This window comes from Acinetobacter sp. XS-4 (genome assembly GCF_023920705.1).
Lineage (GTDB): Bacteria > Pseudomonadota > Gammaproteobacteria > Pseudomonadales > Moraxellaceae > Acinetobacter.
Genome location: NZ_CP094657.1, coordinates 665315 through 690193, shown reverse-complemented (window position 1 = coordinate 690193; position 24879 = coordinate 665315). Strand labels below are relative to the sequence as shown.

Below are 24879 nucleotides of genomic sequence, written 5' to 3'. Positions count from 1 at the left end.
CTTTTTTTATAGATGAAGTGTGTTTTGTATATATTGCAAATTAGGCACGTGGTAGCGTTGATTCTCCATACGTACATATTTAAATACAGTTGGATGCTGTAAAGTGTCTTGTGTATCTTCATTTTCATCTACGACTTCAGAAATACGTAAACGAACTGAAGCTGGCATCGATTTGCAGATGAGTGCAAAACGTTGGCTGATATCTTCACTTTCAATAACCAATGCCACCGCTCGCGAGTCAACATTATTATGCAATGAATAGACTGGAAGCTTTACGTCATGCCATTCAATATGCTTAATACCATTTTTAACATCCATAGCTGATAACACGATGTTTTGTGGCAATAGCATCGGCACTTGCTGATCACATTCAATAATATATGCATCAATAAAACCAGTTGAAACAGTAATTAAATGTTGAAGTTCTTGCTGATCCATTTCATTAATTAATGATGTACTTATCTGACTCTTCATTAGGCAAGTTCCTCTTCACGTTTCGTGAAAAAAGCATCAATATTGTGAAGTAAGTCTTCTTCTTGGAAAGGTTTACCCATGTATTGGTTGACCCCTAAAGCAAATGCTCGTTCACGGTGTTTTTCACCAGTTCTTGATGTAATCATAATGACTGGCATATCTTGATGCAGATCATGATGTCGTACGAGGTTAAGTACCTCAAAACCATCCATTCGCGGCATTTCGATATCAAGCAACATCAGATCTGGTTTAATATTTTCCAACTGCTCAATTGCATCAATACCATCTTTAGCAGTGACTACGTCATAGCCTTGGCGTTCGAGTAAACGAGTCGTCACCTTACGGACTGTAACAGAGTCATCTACAATCATAATGAGACGGCGTTCGTCAGACTCGCGTTGTCTATAGACAGTCTCATTGAGCGACTTATGTCGACGAGTAGACTGAATTTGGCGAGCAATATTTTGTCCATCTAAAATTAGACAAACTTGACCATCACCTAAAATAGTTGCGCCTGCAATCGCACCAATACTAGAAAACTGCTGCCCGATTGGCTTAACTACAATCTGCGCTCGTGAACCAATAAGCTGATCAACCAATAATGCAATAGTTTGTCCATTATTCGTCTTAATCATTAATACTGGTAGCGAATACATCATCCCACTTAAACGTGGAATCGGTTGATTACCAACAAACTCAGATAAGTAGCGTAATGGATAACGTTTATTTTCAAATTCAAAGAATTCTTGTGCGCTTCCAAAATACTGTTCTAATGATGTTGGGGAAACTCGAACAATTCGATCAATTTGAGCCAACGGAATTGCAAATTGTTGATCTGCAACTTTAACCATTAAGGCATCACTAACAGCTACTGTGGTTGGAACACGTATGGTAAAGATCGTTCCTTGCCCATAAACAGAATCGACACTCACATGGCCGCCCAAAGCTTTAATATCACTTTGTACAACATCTAGCCCGACACCACGGCCTGAAATCTGAGTGACTTGATCGGCTGTACTTAACCCTGGATGGAAAATCAGTTGTAGAATATCTTGATGTTCTAATACTTGTTCAGGATTAATCAAACCAGACAAGAGAGCCTTTTGACGGACCTTCTCGATATCAATACCTTGGCCATCATCTTTAAAGGTAACAACAACATCCGTACCTTGACGATTAATATTCAGTTCAATACGTCCAGTTTCTGGTTTTTGCGCTTGTTCACGTTGTGCACGATCTTCTAGACCATGGTCAATTGCATTTCGAAGCATGTGCTCAAGTGGTGTAACCAAACGCTCTAGCATTGTCCGGTCTAGCTCACCTTCGGTATTATTCACAAAAAGCTCTGCTGGTCGATCCAATGCCGTAGAAGTCTGTCTCACAATTCGTTGTAAACGAGGTAGCAATCGAGAGAATGGTACTAATCGCGTTCGCATTAGTCCTTCTTGAATTTCGGCTTGAATACGTGATTGCTGTACCAGCAAACTTTCGGTGTCTCTGATTTTTTCTGATAATGTATTTTTGAAATCCACTAAATCCGATGCAGATTCGGCAAGTGATTTCGATAATTGATTCAATGAAGAATATTGGTCCATCTCTAGAGGATCAAATTCTGTATAACGAGAATGCTCAATACCGTGTTTTGCAATAATCTGGCTTTCTAATTCGCCTTCCATTCGACGTAACTGGTCTGCAAGTCGTTGAATGGCTAATTCCATTTCCACTAGCGTATGACCAAATTGACTGAGATCCATTTCAATTCGTGAACGGTTAATCGAATTTTCACCAGACAAATCAATCATTTTCTCGATTAAATCTGCTGAAACACGAATCATCTCATTATTTTGTTCAAGATGCTGCGTTTGCTCCCATGCTCCCAACATTGGCGGTGGTTCTGCCCCATCACCTTGCACGAAGCTCATGACAGGTTCAGTGCCAAATAGATCAGTTCTAGTCAACTTACTTGGAATTTGTATTGCGGTTTCAATAAATTGAATATTTTCTAAACTTTGTTGTAAACCATCGAAATGTTGATAATTTTGCTTAAAAATTGCCTCTTTTAGCCAGACAATCGCACTCTCTAGCAAGTTGTCATAAATATTTGAGCTAAAATGATAAAGCGCAAATTTTTCAAAAGCATTTTCAAGTTGATAAGCAATCGCTTGTACGGTTTCTAGTCCCAGCATACGGGAACCACCTTTCAAGCTGTGCACTGCTCTTTGTAGCTGAAGCAAGATACTACGATTAGTACGCTGCTCAAACCACTGCTTTAATAGGTGATCAGCCATCTCTAAGAGCTCAGCCGCTTCCTCCATAAATGTCTGTTCGACAACAGAATCAATATCCTGATCTTGGATGCTGTCTGTATAGCCTTCTGCATCAAAAACTTGTAATTCTGTGTGTTCAACAAGCCTAATATTAGACTCAACAATCTGCTCAAAATTAGAAGTTAACTCATCGAGATTTAAGCCAGTATTGTCTATAGCTTCTTGTTGTAATACTTCAAAAATTAATTCCGGTATTGCATCTGTTTCAGACTCAGCTTGCGTCTCTTTAACAGTAGATCCAAGTGAATTATAGACCTTGGCTGCACTCTTAAGCGCTTGAATAGTATGAGAAGCAGCGTAATCTAGGTGCTGTTCACGTACTATTTGTAGACGATCAGCCAAATCATCTTGGACCAGACGGATAAAATCAATGAGAGCAGTTGAAGTAATTAACTGTCTTTGAATTAAGCGCTCATAAATACTTTCTAATTCATGTGCGATTAAACCAATATAATTTGCCTGAATCATATTTGCCCCACCTTTTAAGGTATGCAAATAACGCATCAGATTATTAAGAGCAGCGAAGTTCTCTTGATCATTAATCCAAATATTAAGATCTGTATCCATTCCTTCAAGCAACTCATCAGCTTCTTCAAGAAAAATATCTAACAGCTCTGGATCGAAATAACGGTTTACGTGCTCACTAGACATGAACTGGCGATCTAAATGCACACTCTGACTCATTGCTACATGATCAGTTAATACACTTTCGATAGAAACCGAAGATTCATGTGATGTTTGTTCTACATCAATACTAAATAACGACTCAACAACGTCCTGATCAGTGTCTAATGATTCCGAATTAAGGCTTGGAATATGTTGGGTATATAGTTTTAGCTCTTCCAAAACATTGTGGTGTTGCTCAATAATACTAACTCGTTGACCCGCAGCTAATGCATCAAATAATTGAATTAATTGTTGATGTGCTTTCTGATAAATTTCAAAAACATAATCTGATTGCAATAAATCAGGGCGATCGAGCAATACGTCATAGCTATCTTTCAGCTGGTTCGTATATTCATATAAACCAACCATGGCCTGAGACTGAGTATGTTGCAGTAGCAAATCAGCTTGTTCACTCAAACGTTCAAGATAGTGAGGAAACTCTGAACAAATTCCTTTCTCAAAATCCAACTCTGCATCAAGTAATTCTGAAACATCAAGCTGTAACAGCTGAGATACCAAACCATGTGGAGGCATGAGTGGGCTTGAATGCTCCCCATGCTGCTCCATATAAGCATCCCAAACCTGATTGAATTGCTTCAGGTTAGAGTCTAATTGTTCATTAGAGCAATGTGCAGCTAATAGATCTAAACTATTTCGAATAAACTGACGGTAATCACGAAGTAGTAAAATTTCTTCTGAATGAGAAGAAAGTTCTTCTTGTAATAAGATTTTGAATAAATGCTCAACCTTCGTACTAGCATCAAAAATTGCTTCTACTTGAGCCATTGCCGAGCTACCGCGCAATGTATGTAACGCACGGATGAGCGCATTATAACTTTCGTGCTGATGTATTTCTTGTTCTAAGAACTGATCGATAGTCGCTAAGTGCTCTTCCGCTTCTTCCATAAATAAAACTAAGGTTTCAGCAAGGTTATGTTCACTTTCTATAGTGGTTTCTAGAGTTAAATTATCTGACACCGGTTCTAAATCATTCACCTCTAAACCAGTCTCAGTTTCCGCAGTGAGAGTATCAGACAATAATAAAAGTTCTTCTAAAGCAGGCTCTAAACTTTGCTGTTGTTGTAATTGTTGTCCCAATAAAATAAGAGGTCTAAAATCTACTGTATGTTCCTTTTTAGATTTAAAGTCATCTACTAATTTAAAGAAATAGAACTTAAATACCAACTGAACATATTGTTGGATGTTAGGAGTTAATGTGAGACTCTCATTGATGATCCGATTAAGCGTATCTTCTACAGTCCAAGCAAGCTCAGCAGAGGATTTCGCTGCAATCATTCGCCCTGAACCTTTCAAGGTATGAAAATGGCGACGGATGTCAGTCAGCGTAGCAACATTTCTAGATTGCATCCATTCATGAATCAAAGATTGCAATTCAACAAAAATTTCTTCAATTTCTTCAACAAAAATATCAAGAAATTCGTCATCTTGTTGAGAATAGCTATCTTCCGGTAGCATCATTGCTTCAGTTAAAGTTTTTAATATTTCTTTCATAGCAAAGGCTTCTTTTGCTTGTCTCCTAAATGGAGAAAAACGACAGAGTCAACACCAGATAAATAACTGTGTCCCCAATATTTATCTGGTGTTGTTAATACTTTTTAGAAGAATAGCTAGTATAGAAATAGCTACCCTCGTCCCCAATTTAATCAGGTAATTTAAAGTCCGTTACCGATTCACGTAATGACTCTGCCATATTTGCTAATTCAGAAACAGAACGCGCTGTATCGAATGTTGCAGTTGTCGTTTGCGAAGTAATTTCTTGTACGACGGTCATGGTTGTCGCAATGTGACTCGCAGATGCTGACTGAAGTTTTGCTGCATCAGAAATACTGGCCATTAGGTTTGCCAAGTCACCAGATACTTTTTGAATCTCGTCCAAGGCAATACCCGCATCTTTTGCCAAGTTCGCTCCGCGCACAACCTCAGTTGTTGTTTGTTCCATTGAAATAACAGCTTCGTTAGTATCGGTCTGAATTGTTTTAACCAGAGTTTCGATCTGTTTAGTTGCCGATGCTGAACGTTCCGCAAGACGCTGTACTTCATCTGCAACCACGGCAAAACCACGTCCTGCCTCGCCTGCCATAGATGCTTGAATTGCTGCATTTAATGCAAGAATGTTTGTTTGGTCCGCAATGTCATTAATTAACGATACGATGTTACCAATTTCTTGTGAAGACTCACCCAAACGCTTAATACGTTTAGAAGTTTCCTGAATCTGTTCACGAATCGTGTCCATACCTTCAATTGAACGGTTTACCACTTGTGCTCCATTAGAAGCAATTTCTACCGAACGCTCTGCTACCTCGGTTGATTCCGATGCATTTGAAGATACTTTGTCAATTGATTGCGCCATTTCATTCATTGCGGTTGATGCGCCGGCAATTTCTTGTGCCTGATGCTCTGATGCTTCTGCCAACTGGTTAGTAATATTTTGTGTATCATGCGTATAACGGGCAACTTCCTGAGACGTTTCATGAATTCGGGATACAAGATCACGTAATTGGTCAATCGCAAAGTTAATCGAGTCGGCAATCGCTCCAGTAAAGTCTTCAGATACTGTTGCATATGAACGCAAGTCACCATCTGCCAAGTCAGCGATTTCATCTAGTAAACGTAAAATCGCGTTTTGGTTACGGTCATATTCTTCTTGTAAAGTAGCTACACGTTGTTTGTCTGCTTTACTACGAAGTGATAAAAGCTTCAAGACTGAACTAATTAAACCAAGAAGTGATAATGTAAGAAGTGCAACTAGAGCAAAGGCTTTCCAACCATATTGTGTTTGCTTAGAAAGATCACCCAATACAGATAACATTTCATCAGATTCCGAGAGGATCTCCCCTGATGACTGACGTACGTTTACAATCTGATCTGTATGCTGAAGAACTGATGCTGCGGCAGATTTTAAAACTTTATCATATTCAGATTTAATACCTTCCAAAGATTCGCGTACTTCTGGAGACTCAACTCTAGTAACGCCCAATTCAGCATTTCCATTTAGCTGTGCATTTAAATAGACACCAAATGTCTCAATATCGACACCAAAGTCATGTGCTGAGGTCTGAGAATTCTCTGAACCAACTAAAACAGTGTTAATAGAACGTAAAATACGTTCTGCAATAAATACTTGGTTCTTAGCAATAATCACCTGACTACTCGGTGCTTTTTCGCGAACCATCTTATCAACCATCAAGTTATATTCAGCCTGAATCTCAGGAATAGAATCACTAATCGAGATGTTCATGTTGTATAACTGATTAATTACGTCCTGATGTGACGAGATCAAGTTAATGTCATACGACAAAGCTTTCCACAGAACCGCAACCTTTTTGTATTCTTTTGAAGATGTACCATGAATATTTTCAACATCTTTCATATTTTCTGCAAAAAGTTTATTTGATTCAGCTAAGTCTTTCATAGCTTTAGGTGATCCAGAAGCCGTTGCTTCTGTAGCCTGTCTAGAAATCGTTTGTGACAATAAACGCAACTCACCCAAACTACGTGTTAATTCGTTATGTCGAGGTACGCTATAAAATAAATAAACGAGCGAAGTTAAAGCAAATACCAAACATAACAACGCTACATAAAGGATAGGCTTGGACTTTTCACTTTCCCCAAATAAACTGGCGTATTGCTCAATTCCTGACTGGATTTTTGCAATAAAATTGAGACCCGATTTTTCGGACGCAACACGATTGCCGCCTTTCTTTTTAAGCTTAAAGCCCATAGCTTCTCCCCAGAAAATACTCTGTTTTTCACAGCGTAAAAAATTAGTTTATAAATTTTGTCGATGCATTCATGTAATGTGGGTTTTGCAATAAACGACTAAATAAAAAGACATGCCAATGCTGGTTATGTTGATGAAAATAACCTTGGCAATAATCTTTTAGGTTTTCCTCTAAGTCTAAGCTTTGAGAAAAAAAACTTTTTTTATTAAAGTGCTGAATCCCCAAGACCTGATCCACAACCAACCCCACATACTGGTCGTGATGGCTAATACATAACACTTTTTGGGCAGACGAAAATGTACTTCGTTGCCCTGAAATAAAATGAGCCAAATCAGAAACCGAAAGCAACCGCCCCCGAATGTTCGCCAAACCCTTCACCCAACTTTGAGCATTTGGAACTGGCGTATATTTCGGTGGATAGATAACTTCTGACACTTCTCCAAGTGGTGCGACGAAGTATTGCCCTCTCATTTCAAAAGCAATCCCTGACCATCGCTGTGCTTCATTTTGAACTGAAGCGTAATTCTTATTACCCCGTTTAGACAAACGAAGTAACTCGATAAATCCATTCGCTGCCATACTCGATCCTATAAAACGGGCACACAATCCCGTTATTTATGTTTTTATGGATGGATGAGTTAATTTAGAAATTGTTTAATTACATCAATCAATTGCTTTTCTTCGATAGGTTTAATCAAATAATCGATTGCACCTTGACGCTTGCCCCATACTCGGTCAGTTGCTTGATCTTTAGTGCTCACAATAACAACTGGAATATGTTTAGTTTCTTCATCACGGGTAATCTGGCGTGTTGCCTGAAAGCCATTAACACCTGGCATTACCACATCCATTAACACTAAGTCAGGCTGTTCTGCTTTTGCCAAAGTTACACCATCTGCACCATTAGATGCTTCAAGTACGTCATAGCCATGCTTGGTTAGAATTTCTCTAAAACGATAAGTCTCTGTTGGTGAGTCATCAACAATAAGAATACGTGCCATTTCTTTGCCCTTAAATTAGTTAATTATGAACTTACATGATTACGAATCGCGTTTAACAATTCATCTTTGCTAAAAGGTTTCGTCAAGTACTCATCTGAACCTACCACACGCCCTTTTGCCTGATCAAATAAACCATCTTTACTAGAGAGCATGATAACGGGAATGTTCTGATAATTTTGAGAGTTTTTAATCAAAGCGCAAGTTTGATAACCATCTAAGCGAGGCATCATGATATCGACAAAAACAATATCTGGATTTGCCTCAGCAATTTTGGACAAAGCTTCAAATCCATCTACCGCAGTAATCACTTCACAGCCTTCTCGCTGTAATAAAGTTTCTGCTGTACGGCGAATAGTTTTTGAATCATCAATTACCATTACTTTCAGATTTTGGAATGCATCTTCCATTTAATCTTCCATCCCCATAAATATAAAATATAAATGCAATTTAACTTAAATTTGTTTTTACGCATTTATACGCATTTTTAACATATCTCATGGTCTATTTTCAATGAGGCATTTTTGTCTACTTTCTCATTTATAAACAATAACTTTTAACCTCATCACACTTTAATTAAAATTATCATTTTTTTTATAATGACTATATTTTTATTCAGCTAAATAATAACTAATATAATAAAGATTAATTATTTAAAAATAAGCGATTTAGCTTTCTTTTTTGGGGATTTTCAATGAATAATCGGATGAAATATGCCTTTTATAGGAGCTGCTTGTCTGTATCTGTAGGCATTATTTCCTTCGGTTCACTCTGTTTATCAACGACCTTGGCTCTAGCTGATACTCCCAAAGTAGTCTGGTATCGTTATTATGATCAACAAGGTACAGCCAACATTAGTACGTCAGTCACTCCTGCTCACATTCGTTACGGTTATGAAGTTCTAGATCAAAATATGCAAGTGATTAAAAGAAACCACTCTTATAATGCTCAGGCTGATTTAAATCAATCAAATCAAAGAGCACTGTCGGCACGGCATAGAGAACTAGATATCAAATTAAAAAATGCCTATAGCAGTAGTAAGACAGCCATGCTTAAAAGAGATCAGGCATTACTTGCTATAAAGAAGCAAATTAACTATCAAGAGGAACAACTCGACCAGTTACAACAAGACAAAATTTTATTTAAGCGTCAAGAAATGGAATATTTCAGAAAGAGAGAAGTCATTCCTGAGCGACATAAGACTTTGATTGAAAACAATCTAAATAATATTTATAGGGTCAAACAAACACTTGAAACACTTTCCAAGACTTACAAACGTACCAATAGCGAGTATGAAAATATTATCGAACGTTTAAAAAAGCTTGAATAACTGTAAAGGTTTATCAAGAATAGGGGCAAAATAAAATTTGAATTATAGGATGATGCTGTATGCATAAAATGCATCTCACCCCTTCCACTATTTTTAAACTGAGTATTATTAGTTTATGTTTGATTTTAGCTGCATGTAATCAGCAAGAAACGACTAAAACAACGGCATCAGCTCCAGCAAAAATTGAACTCATTCCTCAAGACCTGATTGCAGTTAAAGAAGGAGCACTTGACTCTCAAACTGCATTTACGGGAACCATCCGTGCGGTTCAGCAAAGTTCAATTCAGGCTCAAGTGAGTGCCACGGCGACGACTGTAACTACAAATGTTGGTCAACAGGTACAAAAAGGCCAAGTTTTAGTGAGATTGAATAATCAGGACAATGTTGCACGATTAGCACAAGCGCGCGCCAACCTTGCCTCGGCTCAGTCACAAGCTGAACTTGCACGCAATTTAATGAACCGAAAGCAACGACTTTTTAATCAGGGGTTTATTGCTCGTGTCGAGTTTGAACAAAGCCAGGTTGACTATAAAGGGCAACTTGAAAGTGTAAAAGCCCAACAAGCGAATGTTGATATTGCTCGTAAGGCTGATCAAGACGGTATTATTACCAGCCCAATTTCAGGCGTCATTACTAAGCGACAAGTCGAACCTGGTCAGACTGTATCAGTTGGTCAAACATTATTTGAAATCGTAAATCCAGACCAACTTGAAATACAAGCCAAGCTACCCATTGAGCAACAGTCTGCTCTTAAAGTAGGTAGCAGCATTCAATATCAGATTCAGGGAAATTCTAAGCAATTAAATGCGACGCTTACACGTATTTCACCTGTCGCAGATCAAGACAGCCGACAAATCGAATTTTTTGCCGTTCCTAAAGAAAAAATTGATTCGTTAAGCATTGGCGCTTTCATTAATGGAAATATTCTCCGCAATGACACTCAGCAAGGCCAAACGATTCCTTTAGACAGCATTCAAAATATGCAACATGATCCTTTTGTATGGGTGGTACGTAATCACACCATTCAAAAAGTTAAAATTCGAGTAGTTGAACAGCGCTATAACGACAATATTGCTTTAGTTGATGGTCTACAACGTACAGATCTAGTGAGCCGTATTCAATTTGAAGATTCCGACATTAATAAAAAAGTGACGGTTACAACCGAAAAAAATAAATAAGGTAGCAAATAGCATATGTGGTTTACTCGAATCAGTGTGAAATATCCCGTTTTTACTATTATGATGATGCTCAGCTTAATGGTACTCGGGTTAGCTTCTTGGAAACGAATGACGGTTGAAGAATTTCCGAACGTCGATTTCCCATTCGTAGTAGTGACTACGCAATATGCTGGTGCTTCACCTGAAGCGGTTGAATCAGATATTACAAAAAAACTCGAAGATCAGATCAATACAATTTCAGGGATTAAACAAATCACTTCACGGTCAAGTGAAGGCTTTTCGATGATTGTGGCTGAGTTTAATCTCGATACTTCATCGGCCCTTGCAGCACAAGATGTTCGTGACAAAATTGCTCCAGTCACAGCCCAATTTCGTGATGAAATTGATACACCGATTGTACAACGCTACGACCCCTCTTCTAGCCCGATCATGTCGGTGGTGTTTGAATCAAATAGCATGAGTTTGGCTCAACTAAGTTCATATGTAGATAAACGTATCGTGCCGCAGCTTAAAACCGTGTCTGGTGTCGGCAATGTGAATTTATTGGGGGATGCCAAACGGCAAATACGCATAAAAATTCTTCCTGAGCAACTGCAAAGTTATGGGATTGGCATTGATCAGGTCATTAATACGCTAAAAAATGAAAATATTGAAGTTCCCGCAGGAACCTTACAACAGAAGAATTCTGAACTGGTTGTACAGATTCAATCAAAGGTCATTCATCCACTTGCTTTTGGTGATTTGGTGATTGCCAATAAAAATGGTTCACCAATTTTTCTAAAGCAAGTTGCAACGATTGAAGATACACAAGCCGAACTACAATCAAGCGCATTTTATAATGGAAGAACAGCAGTCTCTGTCGATATTTTAAAGAGTTCCGATGCCAATGTGATTCAGGTTGTCGATAAAACCTATCAAACTTTAGAGAAATTAAAAACACAAATGCCTGCGGGTTTAAACTACAAAGTTGTGGCCGATAGCTCGAAAGGAATTCGTGCTTCAATTAAAGATGTGACCCGTACCATTATTGAAGGTGCTGCCTTAGCAGTTTTAATTGTTCTATTATTTTTAGGCTCTTTCCGCTCTACCGTTATTACAGGTCTAACCTTACCGATTACTTTGCTAGGAACCTTAACTTTCATTTGGGCTTTTGGTTTCAGCATTAATATGATGACGTTATTGGCTCTATCGCTCAGTATTGGCCTATTAATTGATGATGCGATTGTGGTTCGGGAAAACATCGTAAGACATACTGAACTTGGCAAAGATCATGTGACTGCTGCCTTAGAAGGTACGAAAGAAATTGGTTTAGCGGTACTCGCGACCACACTTACCATTGTAGCTGTATTTTTACCTGTCGCCTTCATGGGCGGACTGATTGGACGTTTCTTTTATCAGTTTGGCGTAACGGTGAGTACAGCCGTTTTAATTTCAATGTTTATTAGTTTTACGCTCGATCCAATGCTTTCTGCTCACTGGAAAGATCCAGTCAAGAAAAAAGATAATTGGCTACAACGCTTTTTTAACTATATTTCTAATGTGTTAGATCGACTTACTCATGTTTATGAAAAACTCTTAAAGCTGGCTTTACATTTCCGTTTCATCACAGTCATTATTGCAATTGTTTCACTATTTGCTGCACTAGGACTATCTAAACTGATTGGGACCGAATTTGTACCTACTCCAGATAAAGGTGAAGTTCGTATTCAGTTTGAAACCCCTGTAGATGCTTCTTTGGAATATACCCAAGCAAAATTACATCAAGTTGATAAGATTATTAGACAGTTTCCCGATGTGGTTTCTACTTATGGCGTGGTCAACAGTGAGGTAGACTCTGGTAAAAACCATGCAGGTTTAGGCGTGACCTTAAAGCCAAAACAAGAACGTAGCTCAGATTTGAATACACTCAACAATGAGTTCCGTGATCGTTTGCAAAGTGTAGCGGGTATTCGAGTGACCTCTGTTGCCGCAGCACAAGATTCTGTCTCTGGCGGACAAAAGCCAATCATGATCTCTATTAAAGGATCTGACCTAAATGAGCTACAGAAAATTTCAGATCGTTTTATTGCTGAAATGGAAAAAATTAAAGGTGTCGTAGATTTAGAAAGCTCATTAAAAGAACCTAAACCGACTCTAGGTGTCCATATTAACCGCGTACTGGCAAGTGATTTAGGCTTATCTGTTTCTCAGATTGCAAATGCGATTCGCCCATTAATTGCGGGTGATAATGTCACAACTTGGAAAGATCGCGATGGCGAAAATTATGATGTGAATGTACGTTTAAATGAAAATAAACGTATGCTTCCACAAGATGTGCAGAACCTATATCTCAATTCCAATAAGACCAATGCGACTGGGCAAAATATATTAGTTCCACTTAGCGCAGTTGCAACAACTGAAGAAAAACTCGGTGCTTCACAAATTAACCGACGTGATCTTGAACGTGAAGTACTGATTGAAGCAAATACCTCAGGACGACCTAGCGGCGACATTGGTCAAGACATCGATAAAATGCAAAAGGCATTTAAACTACCTGCTGGATATACATTTGACACTCAAGGGGCAAATGCTGACATGGCTGAATCTGCTGGATATGCCTTAACAGCCATCACCCTTTCAATTGTATTTATCTATATTGTTTTAGGTTCTCAGTTTAATAGTTTTATTCATCCTGCTGCAATTATGACCTCTTTACCATTGTCCCTCATTGGTGTTTTTCTCGCCCTATTCTTGTTCAAAAGCACCCTAAACCTGTTTTCGATTATCGGTATTATCATGTTGATGGGACTCGTCACCAAAAATGCGATTTTGCTCATCGACTTTATTAAGAAAGCAATGGATCAGGGGACAAGCCGTTATGATGCCATTTTACAAGCAGGCAAAACTCGTTTACGTCCAATTTTAATGACGACAAGTGCCATGGTGATGGGGATGGTTCCTCTAGCTTTAGGTCTTGGTGAAGGTGGTGAGCAAAGCGCGCCAATGGCTCACGCTGTGATTGGGGGCGTGATTACTTCTACCCTATTGACTCTTGTGGTTGTACCCGTCATTTTCACTTATCTAGATGACTTGAAAAACTTTATGCTGCGTCAAACTCGACGATTCATGTCATAATGCAGCGATTATCGTATAATCTGCGTTTTTATAACGCTTAACTTTTAGGACTTTTTCCATGCGCGCAAGCCGCTTTTTATTTGCAACGTTGAGAGAAACCCCAAATGATGCTGAAGTGATTTCACACCAGCTCATGTTACGTGCGGGGATGATTCGTAAATTGGCATCTGGTTTATATACATGGCTGCCGATGGGAACACGTGTGCTTAAAAAAGTAGATGCGATTGTTCGTGAAGAAATGAACCGCTCAGGCGCAATGGAAGTATTCATGCCCGTGACTCAACCCGCAAGTCTTTGGGAAGAATCGGGTCGATATGAACAATATGGTCCTGAATTATTACGCTTTAAAGATCGTCATACGAACCCATTCGTACTTGGGCCAACGCATGAAGAAGTTATTACAGATATGGCGCGTAACGAATTAAAAAGTTATAAGCAACTTCCGGTAAACTTCTATCAAATTCAAACCAAATTCCGTGATGAAATTCGTCCACGTTTTGGTGTAATGCGTTCACGCGAGTTCATCATGAAAGATGCTTATTCTTTCCATGCAACTCAAGAGTCATTACAAGAAACTTATGACGTAATGTACGATACCTATAGCCGTATTTTCACTCGCTTAGGTTTAGATTTCCGTCCAGTACAAGCCGACACAGGTTCTATTGGTGGTTCAGCTTCACACGAGTTCCACGTATTGGCTGCTAGTGGTGAAGATGACATCGCATTTTCAACTGAATCTGATTATGCAGCTAACGTTGAAATGGCTGAGGCTGTTCTAGTTGGTGAACGTGCGGCACCTACGCAAGAACTTAAATTGGTTGAGACACCAAACCAAAAAACGATTGATGATGTATGTCAGTTCTTAAATGCTGACCCTAAGCAATCTGTTAAAGCATTATTGGTTCAAGGTGTTGCTGACGAAAAAGGTAATGTTCCTGTTGTTGCTTTATTTGTACGTGGCGACCATGAACTTAATGAAATTAAAGCTGAGAAGCATCCTTTAGTGGCTGCCCCTCTTACTTTTGCAACTGAAGAACAACTTCAAGCATTTGGTTTAACTGCTGGCTTTACAGGTCCACAAGGTTTAGTTGAAAAAGGCTTAACCGTAATTGTTGACCGTGCTGCATCTGTTCTTTCAGACTTCGTTGCTGGTGCAAATGAAGCTGATAAACATGCTGTTGGCGTAAACTGGGAACGTGATGCGCAAATTACCGAAGTTTTTGATTTACGTAATGTAGTTGAAGGTGACCCATCTCCAGATGGTAAAGGCACACTACAAATTAAACGCGGTATTGAAGTAGGTCATATTTTCCAGCTTGGTACTAAATACTCTGAAGCGTTAGGCTGTAAAGTTCTAGGTGAAGATGGCAAACCATTTACAGTAACCATGGGATGCTACGGTATTGGCGTAACACGTGTTGTTGCAGCTGCAATTGAACAAAACTACGATGACAAAGGTATTATGTGGCCACAAGCTATTGCACCTTTTGAAATTGCAATTGTTCCAATGAATGCACACAAATCACCACGCACTCTTGAAGCAGCAGAATCACTTTATGCAGAACTTCAAGCTCAAGGTTTTGATGTGTTGCTTGATGATCGTAACGAACGTCCAGGCGTTAAGTTCTCTGATCTTGAGTTGATGGGTATTCCACACCGTATTGTGATTGGTGAAAAAGGTCTTGATGCTGGTACTTTTGAATATAAAGGCCGTCGCGATGCTGAAGCGAGCAATTTAACCAAAGAAGAACTTTTAGCTAAGTTAGTACGTTAATTAAATACATGTCATTGCCTCAAATGGTAGTGGCATGCAAATGTTATTTATATCGGTATCGGTAATAACTTACTTTTGTTTCGGCAAAAGTAACAAAACCATTTGTATGACTGACGGTACGTCCATGCTACCGCAGCCATACAAGCGGCATCCCTGCCACTATCACAATAGTAAATTTCGTACTATTCTGTTCAAATAAAAAACTGCCCCTTAAAAGAAACAGTTTTTAAATCACCATAAAAATCTATGCCTGAACCGTTAAGTCTTTAATAGTTGTCGATGAACCATTGGTTTTAACAGACTCAATTCCTTTATCGCGTGAAGCTTCGCTCGCATAGAATTGACTTGTGCCAATAATTTGATGATTTGCAGCTTTTAAATTGAAATAAGGTTTCCCATTCTTTGCAGTTAAACGCTCATATCGTGCGTCATCACCACTATTTTTCTGAATTGATTCAATACCATTTACCGCAGAAGCTTTAGCCTTATATAGCTCACTATTTAGAATAGGTTCACCATTTCCTGCCTTTAAAATAAAGCGGTATTGTCCATCACTCGCTAGTGAAATTTCGTACCATCCTGCCATAAAAACCTCATTTTTTTGTTGGTGTGGGTATGACTTTCGTTATTATTCTGGACGAAAGTTATTTGTTATTTATGACAATATAAATGGGCTATCATTCTTTGAATAGCCCATTTTTTATACTTTTTCGTAATAAAATTATAATGATGTTAGAAAATTAAAAAGTAGATATATAAGTGTATATCTCTACTGAAATGTAATGAAAATTAACAATTTAAGCTTTTTTTACAAATTCAGATTTTAACTTCATCTGACCAATACCATCAATTTTGCAATCGATATTGTGGCCATCACTAGCATCTGGAACTAAACGAATTGTTTTTACTTTCGTACCTACTTTTACGACCGAAGATGAACCTTTAATTTTTAAGTCTTTAATGACAGTTACACTGTCGCCATCAGCTAATACATTTCCATTAGCATCTTTAATAATTTCTTGTTCTTCAGTAAGCGATGCATCCCCTTCTTTCCACTCATTTGAGCATTCAGGACAAATCAATAAGTCGCCATCTTGGTAAGTATATTCTGATTGGCATTTTGGGCAGTTTGGCAAAGACATGAAAAAAATCTCAAAAAGTATATTATGCGAGATATGACTCATTTTTTAAAGTTTTAAATAAAAGACTTTTACCAAAAAAAAATTTATACATTCATTTTGAGTTTTTACTTAATAAATATTCTTTCAAAATAATTGCATGGTTATTCTCAACATCTTTTGCTGAGTATAAAAGCGTAACTGTATGTTCTGCTGCGATGTGTTGTAGCTCTTCAACTGCGGAGTTGGTTTCAAGCTCTTTTAAATAACGCTGCTTGAACTCTTCCCAATGATCTGGCGTTGCTGCATGGAACCACTTGCGCAGTTCAGTTGAAGGCGCTACTTCTTTTAGCCACAAATCTAAATGGGCATTTTCCTTACTAATCCCCCTACTCCATAGGCGGTCAACCAAAATTCGCTTCCCATCACTAGGGTCAGCATTTTCATAAATTCTTTTAATGTGTATATCCATAATCTTTCTCAGGGTAAGGTTTATATTTTAGATAGATCTTATAAAAGAAAAGTGAGCAGATTTAGCTCCACTCACCTTTTAAAGATTTCATTAAAATTTTAGAGGATTTACTGATCAGGGATATCCGCTTCGATTAACAAAGTCAGTAAAGATAAAGATTCTTGCCATCCTAAATAGCACGCCTCTTCGGGAATAACTTCTGGTATACCTTCTTGCGTGATGTGTACTTCAGTACCCACCATTACAGTTTTCAATGTAATAGTGACTTGCATCGTGCCCGGTAAATTTGGATCATCAAATTGATCGTTATAGCGAATTAATTCATTTGGAACTAATTCAACATATGTTCCACCAAAAGCGTGTGTTGAACCTGTCGAAAAATTGGTAAAACTCATTTTATATGAGCCACCAACATTTGCATCAAAACTATGGACCTTGGCAGTAAAGCCGTGCGGCGGCAGCCACTTTACTAAAGCATCTGGATCTAAAAATGCACGGTAAACTCGCTCGGCTGGAGCCTTAAACACGCGATGAAATTTCACTGTTCCTGTTGCCATCATATTCTCCTTATTTTAATTTCTTTTAAATTATCGAAATTATGCTTATTAGCTTAAACCTTCAGATTTATCCAAACGTATATTTTTGGTGTTTTTCAAACAAAATACTTTCTTCGGGCCTAATCAAATTACGAAAACTATGGCTGATTTTTTAGTAAAAATGGAGCAAAATAGTCAGCAATCATAAAGAAACATATTGAATTTGAGATTAATCATGAGTCTGCTCGCTTTCTCCTCATATGCTTTAAACGGTGTAGATGCACAAAAGTTTTTACAAGGCCAAGTTACTGTAGATACTGAACGTTTAGCTGAAAATGAAACTCGCTATACAGCCATTTGTGATCTTAAAGGTCGTATTCACTTTGGCTTGTGGCTAAAGAAGATTAATCCTGAAAGTTTTGAAATTGTAGTTACTCAAGATCAAGCAGAAGAGTTTGCCAAACATGTTAAAAAATTTGGTGCTTTTTCGAAAATGACCTTGAGTGAGCAAGGCCCTGCTTTTCCAACGATTTCAGGTCATCAGACTGAATTCTCTGCACAAGAAACTGATATTTCTGAATGGCAAAAACAAGCCATTATGACTGGTCAAGCGTGGATTACTCAGGCTACTGAACATGTATTCCAACCACAAGAATTACGTTTACATCAACGTGAAGGCGTCAATTACGATAAAGGTTGTTACCTAGGTCAGGAAATTGTGGCGCGTCTTTGGTTTAAAGCAAAACCAAAACATTGGTTACATCTGGTTCAAGGTACAGGTGAAGCACCTGCTTCAGCAACTCAATTAAATAACGATGTTGAAATAGTTAATAGTATTGCAAATGATAAAGGCTATCTTGCTTTAGTCGTTGCAAAACCTGCTGCTCTACAAGAGTTAGGGCTTCAAGTTCTTGAGTTACCTGAAGCTTTAAGTGGTGATGTTGCAAGACCACAATAATAATTTTTATTAGTTTAAACTGCCCACTTCCAAGTTAGTGGGCTTTTTTATAGATACAAAACACTAATGAATTCATTAGATTAGAATATCAATTTTTTAAGTTTTATATGCCATCATTAACCCTGTTGAAATTAAAGAGAAAAAAGATGAAAACTAAACTTGCTACACTCATGTTGAGTTTGGCTATTTTCGGTTCTGCTCATGCTGACGTTAAAGCACTTGAACAAAATCTTAAGACGAATTATCCCGATTTACCTGTAAAAGGTGTTTATCAGTCGCCAGTTCAAGGCATTTATGAAGTGTATACAAGTGGTCGCATTGTCTATACCAACCAAGATGCTAAGTACTTTTTTGTTGGTAATTTAGTCGATATCAAACAACAAAAAAATATGACTGAAGAACGTATTGCCGAATTAGGTAAAATTGATGTTAAAAGCTTACCGCTCAATCAAGCAATTAAGTACGTAAAAGGAAAAGGCGAACGTACGATCTATATCTTTAGTGATCCTGATTGCCCATATTGCCAACACCTAGAACAAAATATGGTTGGGGTTGATAACGTAACGGTATATGTTTTCCTTTACCCTCTGACCAGTTTGCATCCAAACGCCGAAAAAGTATCTAATCAAATCTGGTGCTCAAAAAACCCAGGAGAAGCTTGGACGAACTATATGCTTAACCGTAAGTTACCTACGACCAGCAAAAACTGTTCAAGCCCAATTCAGAAAAATATCGCTTTAGGTCAAAAATTAAATATTGATGGAACACCTACCCTGTTCTTGCAAGATGGTCAAAGAATTTCTGGCGTACCAAGTGATGCCAAGCAAATTGAAGCATTACTTCAGTCAGTAAAATAATAATATTACCCACTCCGTTGTATGAATGTGAGTGGGTCTTTTTCTCCACAATTTGCCCAAAGTGCAGCGCTTTATATACAAATCGGCTGTTTACTTTCAGCAATCAATATTTATGATGAGAAATTGAAACTATTTAATGCATCAACGGAATGATGTAGCTACGAAGTAAAAGGTTAAAAAGAAATGAAGAAATTACTAATCGCAAGCCTAATCACACTTTCAAGTGCATCAATTTTTGCAGCGGATAGCACCTCAGCTGCTACTAAAACAGATGCGTTTAAACAAGCCGAACAACTCTACGCAGCAAAAAATTACCCTGCTGCCTTTCAGGAAATGCAGCGCTTAGCCCAAACAGGCAATGCTCAAGCGATTTATAACCTAGGTTATATGACCCAAACGGGGCAAGGAACAGCAAAAGACTCTTCTAAAGCCCTCAAATATTATGAAGATGCTTCAAATAAGGGTTATGCCCAAGCGAGTTACACGCTTGCACAAATTTATGAGACTGGTGAATTAGGGGTTGCCAAAGATAGCAACAAATTCAGTCAATTTATTCAAAAGGCATCGGCTCAAGGTTCTGATGATGCAACTGTGAAAATTGCGACGATTTTATTCGCTCAGAAAAAACCGCAGTCACATCAAATTGCCCTTCAAAAGTTGGCGCCTTTAATTAGAAAGGGTAACTACCCTGCTACTCAGGTGAAAGCCCTCTATGATATTAGCCAAGGTGTGGAAAATAAAAATCCGTTAATGAAACGCCAAGGCATCGAAGCTTTACAGTCAATCGCTCAAAAAGGCTACGCTCCTGCGTCTATGGCTTTAGCGACTATGATGGCGAATGGCAATATCATTCCGCAAAATTTACCTGAGGCCAAAAAGATCTTTACTGAACTTGCCAATCAAAATGTTCCGAATGCTAAAGAGTCTTTAGCCTCGGTTGATAAGATTATTGCAGAAAAAAGTAAACAGACTGCAAATGCTCCGGCACAGGCGGCACCGAAAAAATAATGGATGATTAGCCCCTTATGGGGCTTTTCTTTTACCACCACAAAGCAATAAGCCCACTCACCCCAATGAAACCAACAACTGTACTAATCATAAGCGGCGTTAATGCTTTTTCATTTAATCCATAAGCCTGTCCAAAAATTCCGAAAGCGATCGGCATTGGTAAAGCGGCAATTAATGTTCCTGCGTAAAGCATCTCACGACTTACATCTGGAGTTATCAAAAAAAGTGCAAAAATAACCGATGGCATCAAGATAACTTTAAATATCGCCAACAAAATACTTTCTGTATTTACTGTTGTTATTCCAATACCCACTAAACTCCCGCCAATTGCAAACAAAGCCAAGGGCGAAGCTGTGCGTCCAAGTAACTCTAGAGACTGATCAAGCGTTGTAGGAAGATTAACATCGAAAAGAATACATCCCATCCCAATCAAAATCGCGATAATGACAGGATTTTTAAGTAAATTTAAAAAAGTCTGTTTTAAAAGTGGTAATACTTTCTGCTGTTGGTGTAAGCCAGCTTCGGCCAGAATGAGCATCAGCGCCACAATCAATAAATTCTCAATGATGAGTGTCAAAGAAATATAGATCGCTGCGTGATTACCTATCAACATAGTTAAAATAGCTGTTCCCATAAATCCAGTATTGGACATAGATGCACCCATCGAGATGACGGCGCTATGGGTTAAACTATTTTTAAAATATTTTCGATAAAGAATAAAAGCCAAGAAAAATAAAATTAAGGATCCACCACCATAAGCAAGAAAATAAGCTGGGTGCCAAATATCTTGCAAGTTTTTATTTGCCAATGAGTGGATTAAAAAAGCCGGTAAGGAAATTTTAATTACAAATGCGCTAAGTGCCCGGATCTGTTCAGGTGTTACCAATTTAATGAGGACACAAACATAGCCCATCAATAGCAATATCAAGATAGGTAAAATAACCTGAAAAACCACTGAACGTCCTCACTTAACAAAAGGAAAATGGGCAAAGATGACTTTGCCCAACACAATTAAAAAGAGTTAAAAAGTTGCTTTAATCCATGAGGTTGGCAACGTAAATACTGAGGCGTAATTTTAACTTCTGCCCCTAAAGCAGCGGCTGCATGCCAAGGCCATCTTGGGTCATATAACATTGCACGAGCAAGACCAATAGCATCAGCTTGCTGGTTCTCCAAAATCTGTTCGGCGTGTTCTGGCTCAGTAATTAGTCCTACAGCAATGACTGGAATAGACACATGCTTTTTGACTTGTTCAGCAAATGGAACTTGGTAACCTGCCCCAATCGTAATAGATTGATGCTCGTGCAAACCACCACTAGACACATGCACGTAGGCTGCACCCAACTGCTCTAAAGCTTTTGATAAGCCAACCGTAGATTCAACATCCCAGTGCTCGATACTCTCTAACCAATCGGTCGCAGATAGTCTAACACCAACTGGATAACCTTCAGGTACAGCCAATTTAATTGCCTGAAGAACCTCAAGAGTCATACGCATACGGTTTTCTAAAGAACCACCATATTCGTCTGTGCGTTGATTGGCAATTGGCGATAAAAACTGGTGCAGTAAGTAACCATGCGCAGCATGAACTTCAATCAACTCAAACCCAGCTTCTACTGCACGTTTTGCCGCAGCAGCAAAGTCTTGTTGAACTTGTTTAATTTCATCTATTGTTAATGCATGTGGCGCTGCATCATGAACCGAAAAAGTACTTGTACTTGGGGCAACCGTTTGCCAACCATGAGGCTGATTTTTTGCAATTTGACCTTTACCCAACCACGGCTTTTCAGTCGATGCTTTACGACCAGCATGTGCTAACTGAATTCCAAATGGCATAGGAGAAAGTGTTTTAACTTTCCCCAATAAAGTTTTTATCTGGTCACGTTGCTGGTCATTCCAAAGGCCAAGATCAGCATAACTAATACGCCCTTCAGCCTGTACGGCAGTCGCTTCTACAATACAAAGTCCTGCACCAGACAATGCATAGTTTGCCCATTGCTGTTCATGCCAATAGGTAATTTCACCATCATCTGTTGCCGAATATTGGCACATCGGAGCAATTACAATTCTATTGACCAGTTGTAATGAACCAAAGTTAACCGTTTCAAATAATTTTGCCATTTTTAATTCCTAGAATTGCTTAATTACACGTAAACCAGCACTCCAGTTACGTCCATCTGCTGGTTCAAAGTAGCGTCCAACTGGTTGAGTTGAATCATTTACGATCACTGAACCTGCATAGTTTTTATCAAATAAGTTATCAACACGGGCAAAGCTATTCACTTTCCAGTCGCCCATTACCCATGCATAACCAACATGAGCTGAGGTTACACTGTAGCTTGGCGCTGCGTCACTGTTAGTATCATTCACGTATACTTTATCCATATACTGTACATCTACCCCGCCATATAGACCGTGCGATGGCTGCCAAGTCAAAGACGCATAAGCTTGGTTTTTAGCAATACCTGGAATAGCATTTCCTGATGGAATTTGAGCAATACTTCCTAATGCTGGAATATCAGCATCAAAAGTTGCATCTAAATATGTATAACTTGCAGTCGCAGTTAAATCTCGCCACAACTTTTTATTCCATGCAAACTCTACACCTTCACGTAAAGTTTTATCTGCATTACGGAACGTTGATCGGCCATTTGAATTGCCTGCGGAAACGATGTCATCTTTGGTTTTAGTTTGAAAAACTGCCAAAGTAAAATCACCTAATTGGTTTTGTGATTTTAAGCCTGTTTCATAGGTATCGCTTGTTGATGCTGTTAAATCAAAATTAAAACCACTTTCTCCGTCTGGACGATATGCCATTTCAGTAAAAGTTGGCGTTTCAAATCCTTTCGCATAACTCACATAGGCCATCAGTTCAGGTAAAATTTGCCAGCTTAAAGCAGCAGAAGGCAAAACTTTACTGTAATCAGTCTTACCACTATCGTCACCATTACTTAAATAGTTATCTTTAGATTTGTAATGGACATTGCTATAGCGTACACCCGTGTCTAAACGCCAAGTTGGTAAGAACTGCCATGAAACTTGTAAATAGGGGTCGATATTCCACAAAGTATTGTCTTCATCACGACGCAAATTACCTTTGACGCCATAAGAAGGCTGTCCGTTTACTAAATTAAAGTTTTCAAAACCTTTCCGGTCTTCATCCATCGCATCAAGTGCAACACCGACACTTAGAGTGGTATTTGGAAGTAACTCTTTGCCTGTCCAACGTAAATCAGCACCATAATAATCACGTTCAAAATCAATGACCCCACCGGCCTGATTGATACTTGCATCTTGTGTTGATTTAGGAATAGATTGATATTGAGTAACTTGACGATTACCTAAGTATGCCATGGCATATAGTTCATTTTTATCATTAATCGGTTTAGACCAAGTCACGCCCGTTTGAGTTTGTTCAATATCTTTACGGACATTAAATTGTTTTAAAAATGGAACTTGTTGCTTTGGATTAGCATTCCACTGGTCATGCGTTAAACCCTGTGGGTCATCTGCATGGATTTTGACATAGTTGGTGACCCAGTTGATTTTACTACCATCATCAAGATTCCAACTGAGCTTTGCATTGTTTAATACTTTTTCTGCACCACTATGTTCTCGGTAACCATCAGTGTCGAAGTATGATGAACTAATAACATAGCTTGGTTCATTCGCACCCTTTGCCCCACCTTGTAGCACAAGTCCAGCTCGACTTTTATCGTGGCTGCCTCCCGAATAGCTTAGCTCAATTGAGTCTTTCCCTTGACCTTCTTTAGTAGAAGTTAAAATTGTACCGCCCGATGAGTTTCCATATAGCGATGAAAAAGGTCCCGTTAGAACTTCAACATGGTCCAGACTACTTAAATCGATATTAGACGTTTGACCTTGCCCATCTGGCATTGTTGCAGGAATACCATCCACATACAGGCGAATGCCTCGAACACCAAATGTTGAACGTGCACCAAAACCACGCATAGATAACTGTAAATCTTGTGCATAATTTTCACGATTGCGAAGCTGTAAACTCGGTATACCCTTCACAACTTCGGTTAAATTTACTTGTGAAGAAGTATCGACTTGAGGTGCATCTATTCGAAAAACCGAAGCTGGTGTTTGCAAATAGGTTGTATCGGTACGGGTTACCTCAACATGTAAAGTTGGCAATATAGCAATGTCTTGAGCTGAGTCATCTGCCCAAACAAATGGGCTAGAAATGCAGCCCATACTCATTAAAATACAGTAGTGAAGTCGGTCTAAGCGTAATAAGGACATGCTTATTTCCTTTATTTATATTGTAGTTATGATAACAAAAAGCTGTGTCATGTCTGG

General features: G+C 38.6%; 20 protein-coding genes. 7 read left to right on the top strand and 13 right to left on the bottom strand.

All coding sequences use genetic code 11. From position 1 onward, the window contains the following. Positions 1-6: 6 nt before the first annotated feature. The 6 genes from MMY79_RS03360 to pilG all read right to left on the bottom strand — a co-directional run bounded on the left by MMY79_RS03360 (position 7) and on the right by pilG (position 8618). Entirely contained in the window at positions 7-474 is a 468-nt protein-coding gene (locus MMY79_RS03360; RefSeq protein ID WP_252612013.1) for a hypothetical protein, read from the bottom strand. Next, positions 474-4979 carry a hybrid sensor histidine kinase/response regulator gene (locus tag MMY79_RS03355; protein WP_252612011.1) on the bottom strand — a complete coding sequence of 1502 codons (4506 nt, stop codon included), beginning with the start codon at positions 4977-4979 and terminating at the stop codon, positions 474-476. Before MMY79_RS03355 ends, MMY79_RS03360 begins: the two co-directional genes overlap by 1 nt. A gap of 148 nt (positions 4980-5127) precedes the next feature. After that, positions 5128-7209, bottom strand: coding sequence for a methyl-accepting chemotaxis protein (locus MMY79_RS03350; RefSeq protein ID WP_252612009.1), 2082 nt, complete (start codon positions 7207-7209; stop codon positions 5128-5130). A gap of 43 nt (positions 7210-7252) precedes the next feature. Beyond that, positions 7253-7789 (bottom strand): chemotaxis protein CheW, encoded by a 537-nt coding sequence (locus tag MMY79_RS03345; protein ID WP_005309806.1) that lies wholly within the window; start codon positions 7787-7789, stop codon positions 7253-7255. A gap of 59 nt (positions 7790-7848) precedes the next feature. Beyond that, positions 7849-8211 carry a response regulator gene (locus MMY79_RS03340; protein WP_016137139.1) on the bottom strand — a complete coding sequence of 121 codons (363 nt, stop codon included), beginning with the start codon at positions 8209-8211 and terminating at the stop codon, positions 7849-7851. A gap of 23 nt (positions 8212-8234) precedes the next feature. After that, a complete protein-coding gene (pilG, locus tag MMY79_RS03335) occupies positions 8235-8618 on the bottom strand; it encodes a twitching motility response regulator PilG (RefSeq protein WP_000389061.1) in 384 nt (127 codons plus the stop codon). 284 nt (positions 8619-8902) lie between these two features. Here pilG and MMY79_RS03330 point away from each other — a divergent pair, with 284 nt between their 5' ends. The 4 genes from MMY79_RS03330 (at position 8903) to MMY79_RS03315 (ending at position 15604) form a co-directional block, all read left to right on the top strand. Beyond that, the gene (locus MMY79_RS03330) at positions 8903-9538 is read left to right on the top strand and encodes a hypothetical protein (protein WP_252612007.1); all 636 of its coding nucleotides are present in this window, start codon (positions 8903-8905) and stop codon (positions 9536-9538) included. Between the two features lie 68 nt (positions 9539-9606). Next, on the top strand, positions 9607-10716 hold the full coding sequence (locus MMY79_RS03325; RefSeq protein WP_252613416.1) for an efflux RND transporter periplasmic adaptor subunit: 1110 nt from the start codon (positions 9607-9609) through the stop codon (positions 10714-10716). A 15-nt stretch (positions 10717-10731) separates the two neighbouring features. Continuing rightward, positions 10732-13830 carry an efflux RND transporter permease subunit gene (locus MMY79_RS03320; protein WP_252612005.1) on the top strand — a complete coding sequence of 1033 codons (3099 nt, stop codon included), beginning with the start codon at positions 10732-10734 and terminating at the stop codon, positions 13828-13830. A 58-nt stretch (positions 13831-13888) separates the two neighbouring features. After that, a complete protein-coding gene (locus MMY79_RS03315) occupies positions 13889-15604 on the top strand; it encodes a proline--tRNA ligase (RefSeq protein WP_252612003.1) in 1716 nt (571 codons plus the stop codon). A gap of 244 nt (positions 15605-15848) precedes the next feature. Here MMY79_RS03315 and MMY79_RS03310 read toward each other — a convergent pair whose 3' ends face one another. The 4 genes from MMY79_RS03310 to MMY79_RS03295 form a co-directional block, all read right to left on the bottom strand. Continuing rightward, positions 15849-16190, bottom strand: coding sequence for a YegP family protein (locus MMY79_RS03310; RefSeq protein WP_005309794.1), 342 nt, complete (start codon positions 16188-16190; stop codon positions 15849-15851). 211 nt (positions 16191-16401) lie between these two features. After that, entirely contained in the window at positions 16402-16746 is a 345-nt protein-coding gene (locus MMY79_RS03305; RefSeq protein ID WP_016137144.1) for a zinc ribbon domain-containing protein YjdM, read from the bottom strand. Positions 16747-16837: 91 nt separating this feature from the next. Then, the gene (locus MMY79_RS03300) at positions 16838-17194 is read right to left on the bottom strand and encodes a DUF488 family protein (protein ID WP_016137145.1); all 357 of its coding nucleotides are present in this window, start codon (positions 17192-17194) and stop codon (positions 16838-16840) included. Positions 17195-17301: 107 nt separating this feature from the next. Continuing rightward, positions 17302-17754 carry an SRPBCC family protein gene (locus tag MMY79_RS03295; RefSeq protein WP_174759921.1) on the bottom strand — a complete coding sequence of 151 codons (453 nt, stop codon included), beginning with the start codon at positions 17752-17754 and terminating at the stop codon, positions 17302-17304. A 211-nt stretch (positions 17755-17965) separates the two neighbouring features. On the opposite strand from MMY79_RS03295, the gene MMY79_RS03290 reads away from it, so the two are divergent. The 3 genes from MMY79_RS03290 to MMY79_RS03280 all read left to right on the top strand — a co-directional run bounded on the left by MMY79_RS03290 (position 17966) and on the right by MMY79_RS03280 (position 20553). Beyond that, positions 17966-18688 carry a folate-binding Fe/S cluster repair protein gene (locus MMY79_RS03290; RefSeq protein ID WP_252612001.1) on the top strand — a complete coding sequence of 241 codons (723 nt, stop codon included), beginning with the start codon at positions 17966-17968 and terminating at the stop codon, positions 18686-18688. Positions 18689-18834: 146 nt separating this feature from the next. Then, positions 18835-19545: a DsbC family protein gene (locus MMY79_RS03285; protein ID WP_252612000.1), complete on the top strand. Its 711-nt coding sequence runs from the start codon at positions 18835-18837 to the stop codon at positions 19543-19545. Between the two features lie 183 nt (positions 19546-19728). Beyond that, on the top strand, positions 19729-20553 hold the full coding sequence (locus tag MMY79_RS03280) for a tetratricopeptide repeat protein (protein WP_252611999.1): 825 nt from the start codon (positions 19729-19731) through the stop codon (positions 20551-20553). Between the two features lie 31 nt (positions 20554-20584). Here MMY79_RS03280 and MMY79_RS03275 read toward each other — a convergent pair whose 3' ends face one another. Genes MMY79_RS03275 through MMY79_RS03265 form a run of 3 tightly spaced genes read right to left on the bottom strand, consistent with a single transcriptional unit; the run spans position 20585 to position 24822 of the window. After that, positions 20585-21508, bottom strand: a complete 924-nt coding sequence (locus MMY79_RS03275; protein WP_252611993.1) for an AEC family transporter — start codon at positions 21506-21508, stop codon at positions 20585-20587. Positions 21509-21564: 56 nt separating this feature from the next. After that, a complete protein-coding gene (locus MMY79_RS03270; RefSeq protein WP_252611991.1) occupies positions 21565-22674 on the bottom strand; it encodes an NADH:flavin oxidoreductase/NADH oxidase in 1110 nt (369 codons plus the stop codon). A 9-nt stretch (positions 22675-22683) separates the two neighbouring features. Further along, on the bottom strand, positions 22684-24822 hold the full coding sequence (locus MMY79_RS03265) for a TonB-dependent receptor (RefSeq protein WP_252611988.1): 2139 nt from the start codon (positions 24820-24822) through the stop codon (positions 22684-22686). Positions 24823-24879 lie beyond the last annotated feature (57 nt).

Coding starts and splice junctions, on each gene's coding strand:
- MMY79_RS03290 (WP_252612001.1), top strand. CDS start 17,966: ATGAGTCTGCTCGCTTTCTCCTCATATGCTTTAAACGGTGTAGATGCA.
- MMY79_RS03285 (WP_252612000.1), top strand. CDS start 18,835: ATGAAAACTAAACTTGCTACACTCATGTTGAGTTTGGCTATTTTCGGT.
- MMY79_RS03350 (WP_252612009.1), bottom strand. CDS start 7,209: ATGGGCTTTAAGCTTAAAAAGAAAGGCGGCAATCGTGTTGCGTCCGAA.
- MMY79_RS03325 (WP_252613416.1), top strand. CDS start 9,607: ATGCATCTCACCCCTTCCACTATTTTTAAACTGAGTATTATTAGTTTA.
- MMY79_RS03345 (WP_005309806.1), bottom strand. CDS start 7,789: ATGGCAGCGAATGGATTTATCGAGTTACTTCGTTTGTCTAAACGGGGT.
- MMY79_RS03305 (WP_016137144.1), bottom strand. CDS start 16,746: ATGTCTTTGCCAAACTGCCCAAAATGCCAATCAGAATATACTTACCAA.
- MMY79_RS03355 (WP_252612011.1), bottom strand. CDS start 4,979: ATGAAAGAAATATTAAAAACTTTAACTGAAGCAATGATGCTACCGGAA.
- MMY79_RS03295 (WP_174759921.1), bottom strand. CDS start 17,754: ATGATGGCAACAGGAACAGTGAAATTTCATCGCGTGTTTAAGGCTCCA.
- MMY79_RS03360 (WP_252612013.1), bottom strand. CDS start 474: ATGAAGAGTCAGATAAGTACATCATTAATTAATGAAATGGATCAGCAA.
- MMY79_RS03265 (WP_252611988.1), bottom strand. CDS start 24,822: ATGTCCTTATTACGCTTAGACCGACTTCACTACTGTATTTTAATGAGT.
- MMY79_RS03280 (WP_252611999.1), top strand. CDS start 19,729: ATGAAGAAATTACTAATCGCAAGCCTAATCACACTTTCAAGTGCATCA.
- MMY79_RS03300 (WP_016137145.1), bottom strand. CDS start 17,194: ATGGATATACACATTAAAAGAATTTATGAAAATGCTGACCCTAGTGAT.
- MMY79_RS03270 (WP_252611991.1), bottom strand. CDS start 22,674: ATGGCAAAATTATTTGAAACGGTTAACTTTGGTTCATTACAACTGGTC.
- MMY79_RS03330 (WP_252612007.1), top strand. CDS start 8,903: ATGAATAATCGGATGAAATATGCCTTTTATAGGAGCTGCTTGTCTGTA.
- MMY79_RS03340 (WP_016137139.1), bottom strand. CDS start 8,211: ATGGCACGTATTCTTATTGTTGATGACTCACCAACAGAGACTTATCGT.
- MMY79_RS03315 (WP_252612003.1), top strand. CDS start 13,889: ATGCGCGCAAGCCGCTTTTTATTTGCAACGTTGAGAGAAACCCCAAAT.
- MMY79_RS03310 (WP_005309794.1), bottom strand. CDS start 16,190: ATGGCAGGATGGTACGAAATTTCACTAGCGAGTGATGGACAATACCGC.
- MMY79_RS03320 (WP_252612005.1), top strand. CDS start 10,732: ATGTGGTTTACTCGAATCAGTGTGAAATATCCCGTTTTTACTATTATG.
- pilG (WP_000389061.1), bottom strand. CDS start 8,618: ATGGAAGATGCATTCCAAAATCTGAAAGTAATGGTAATTGATGATTCA.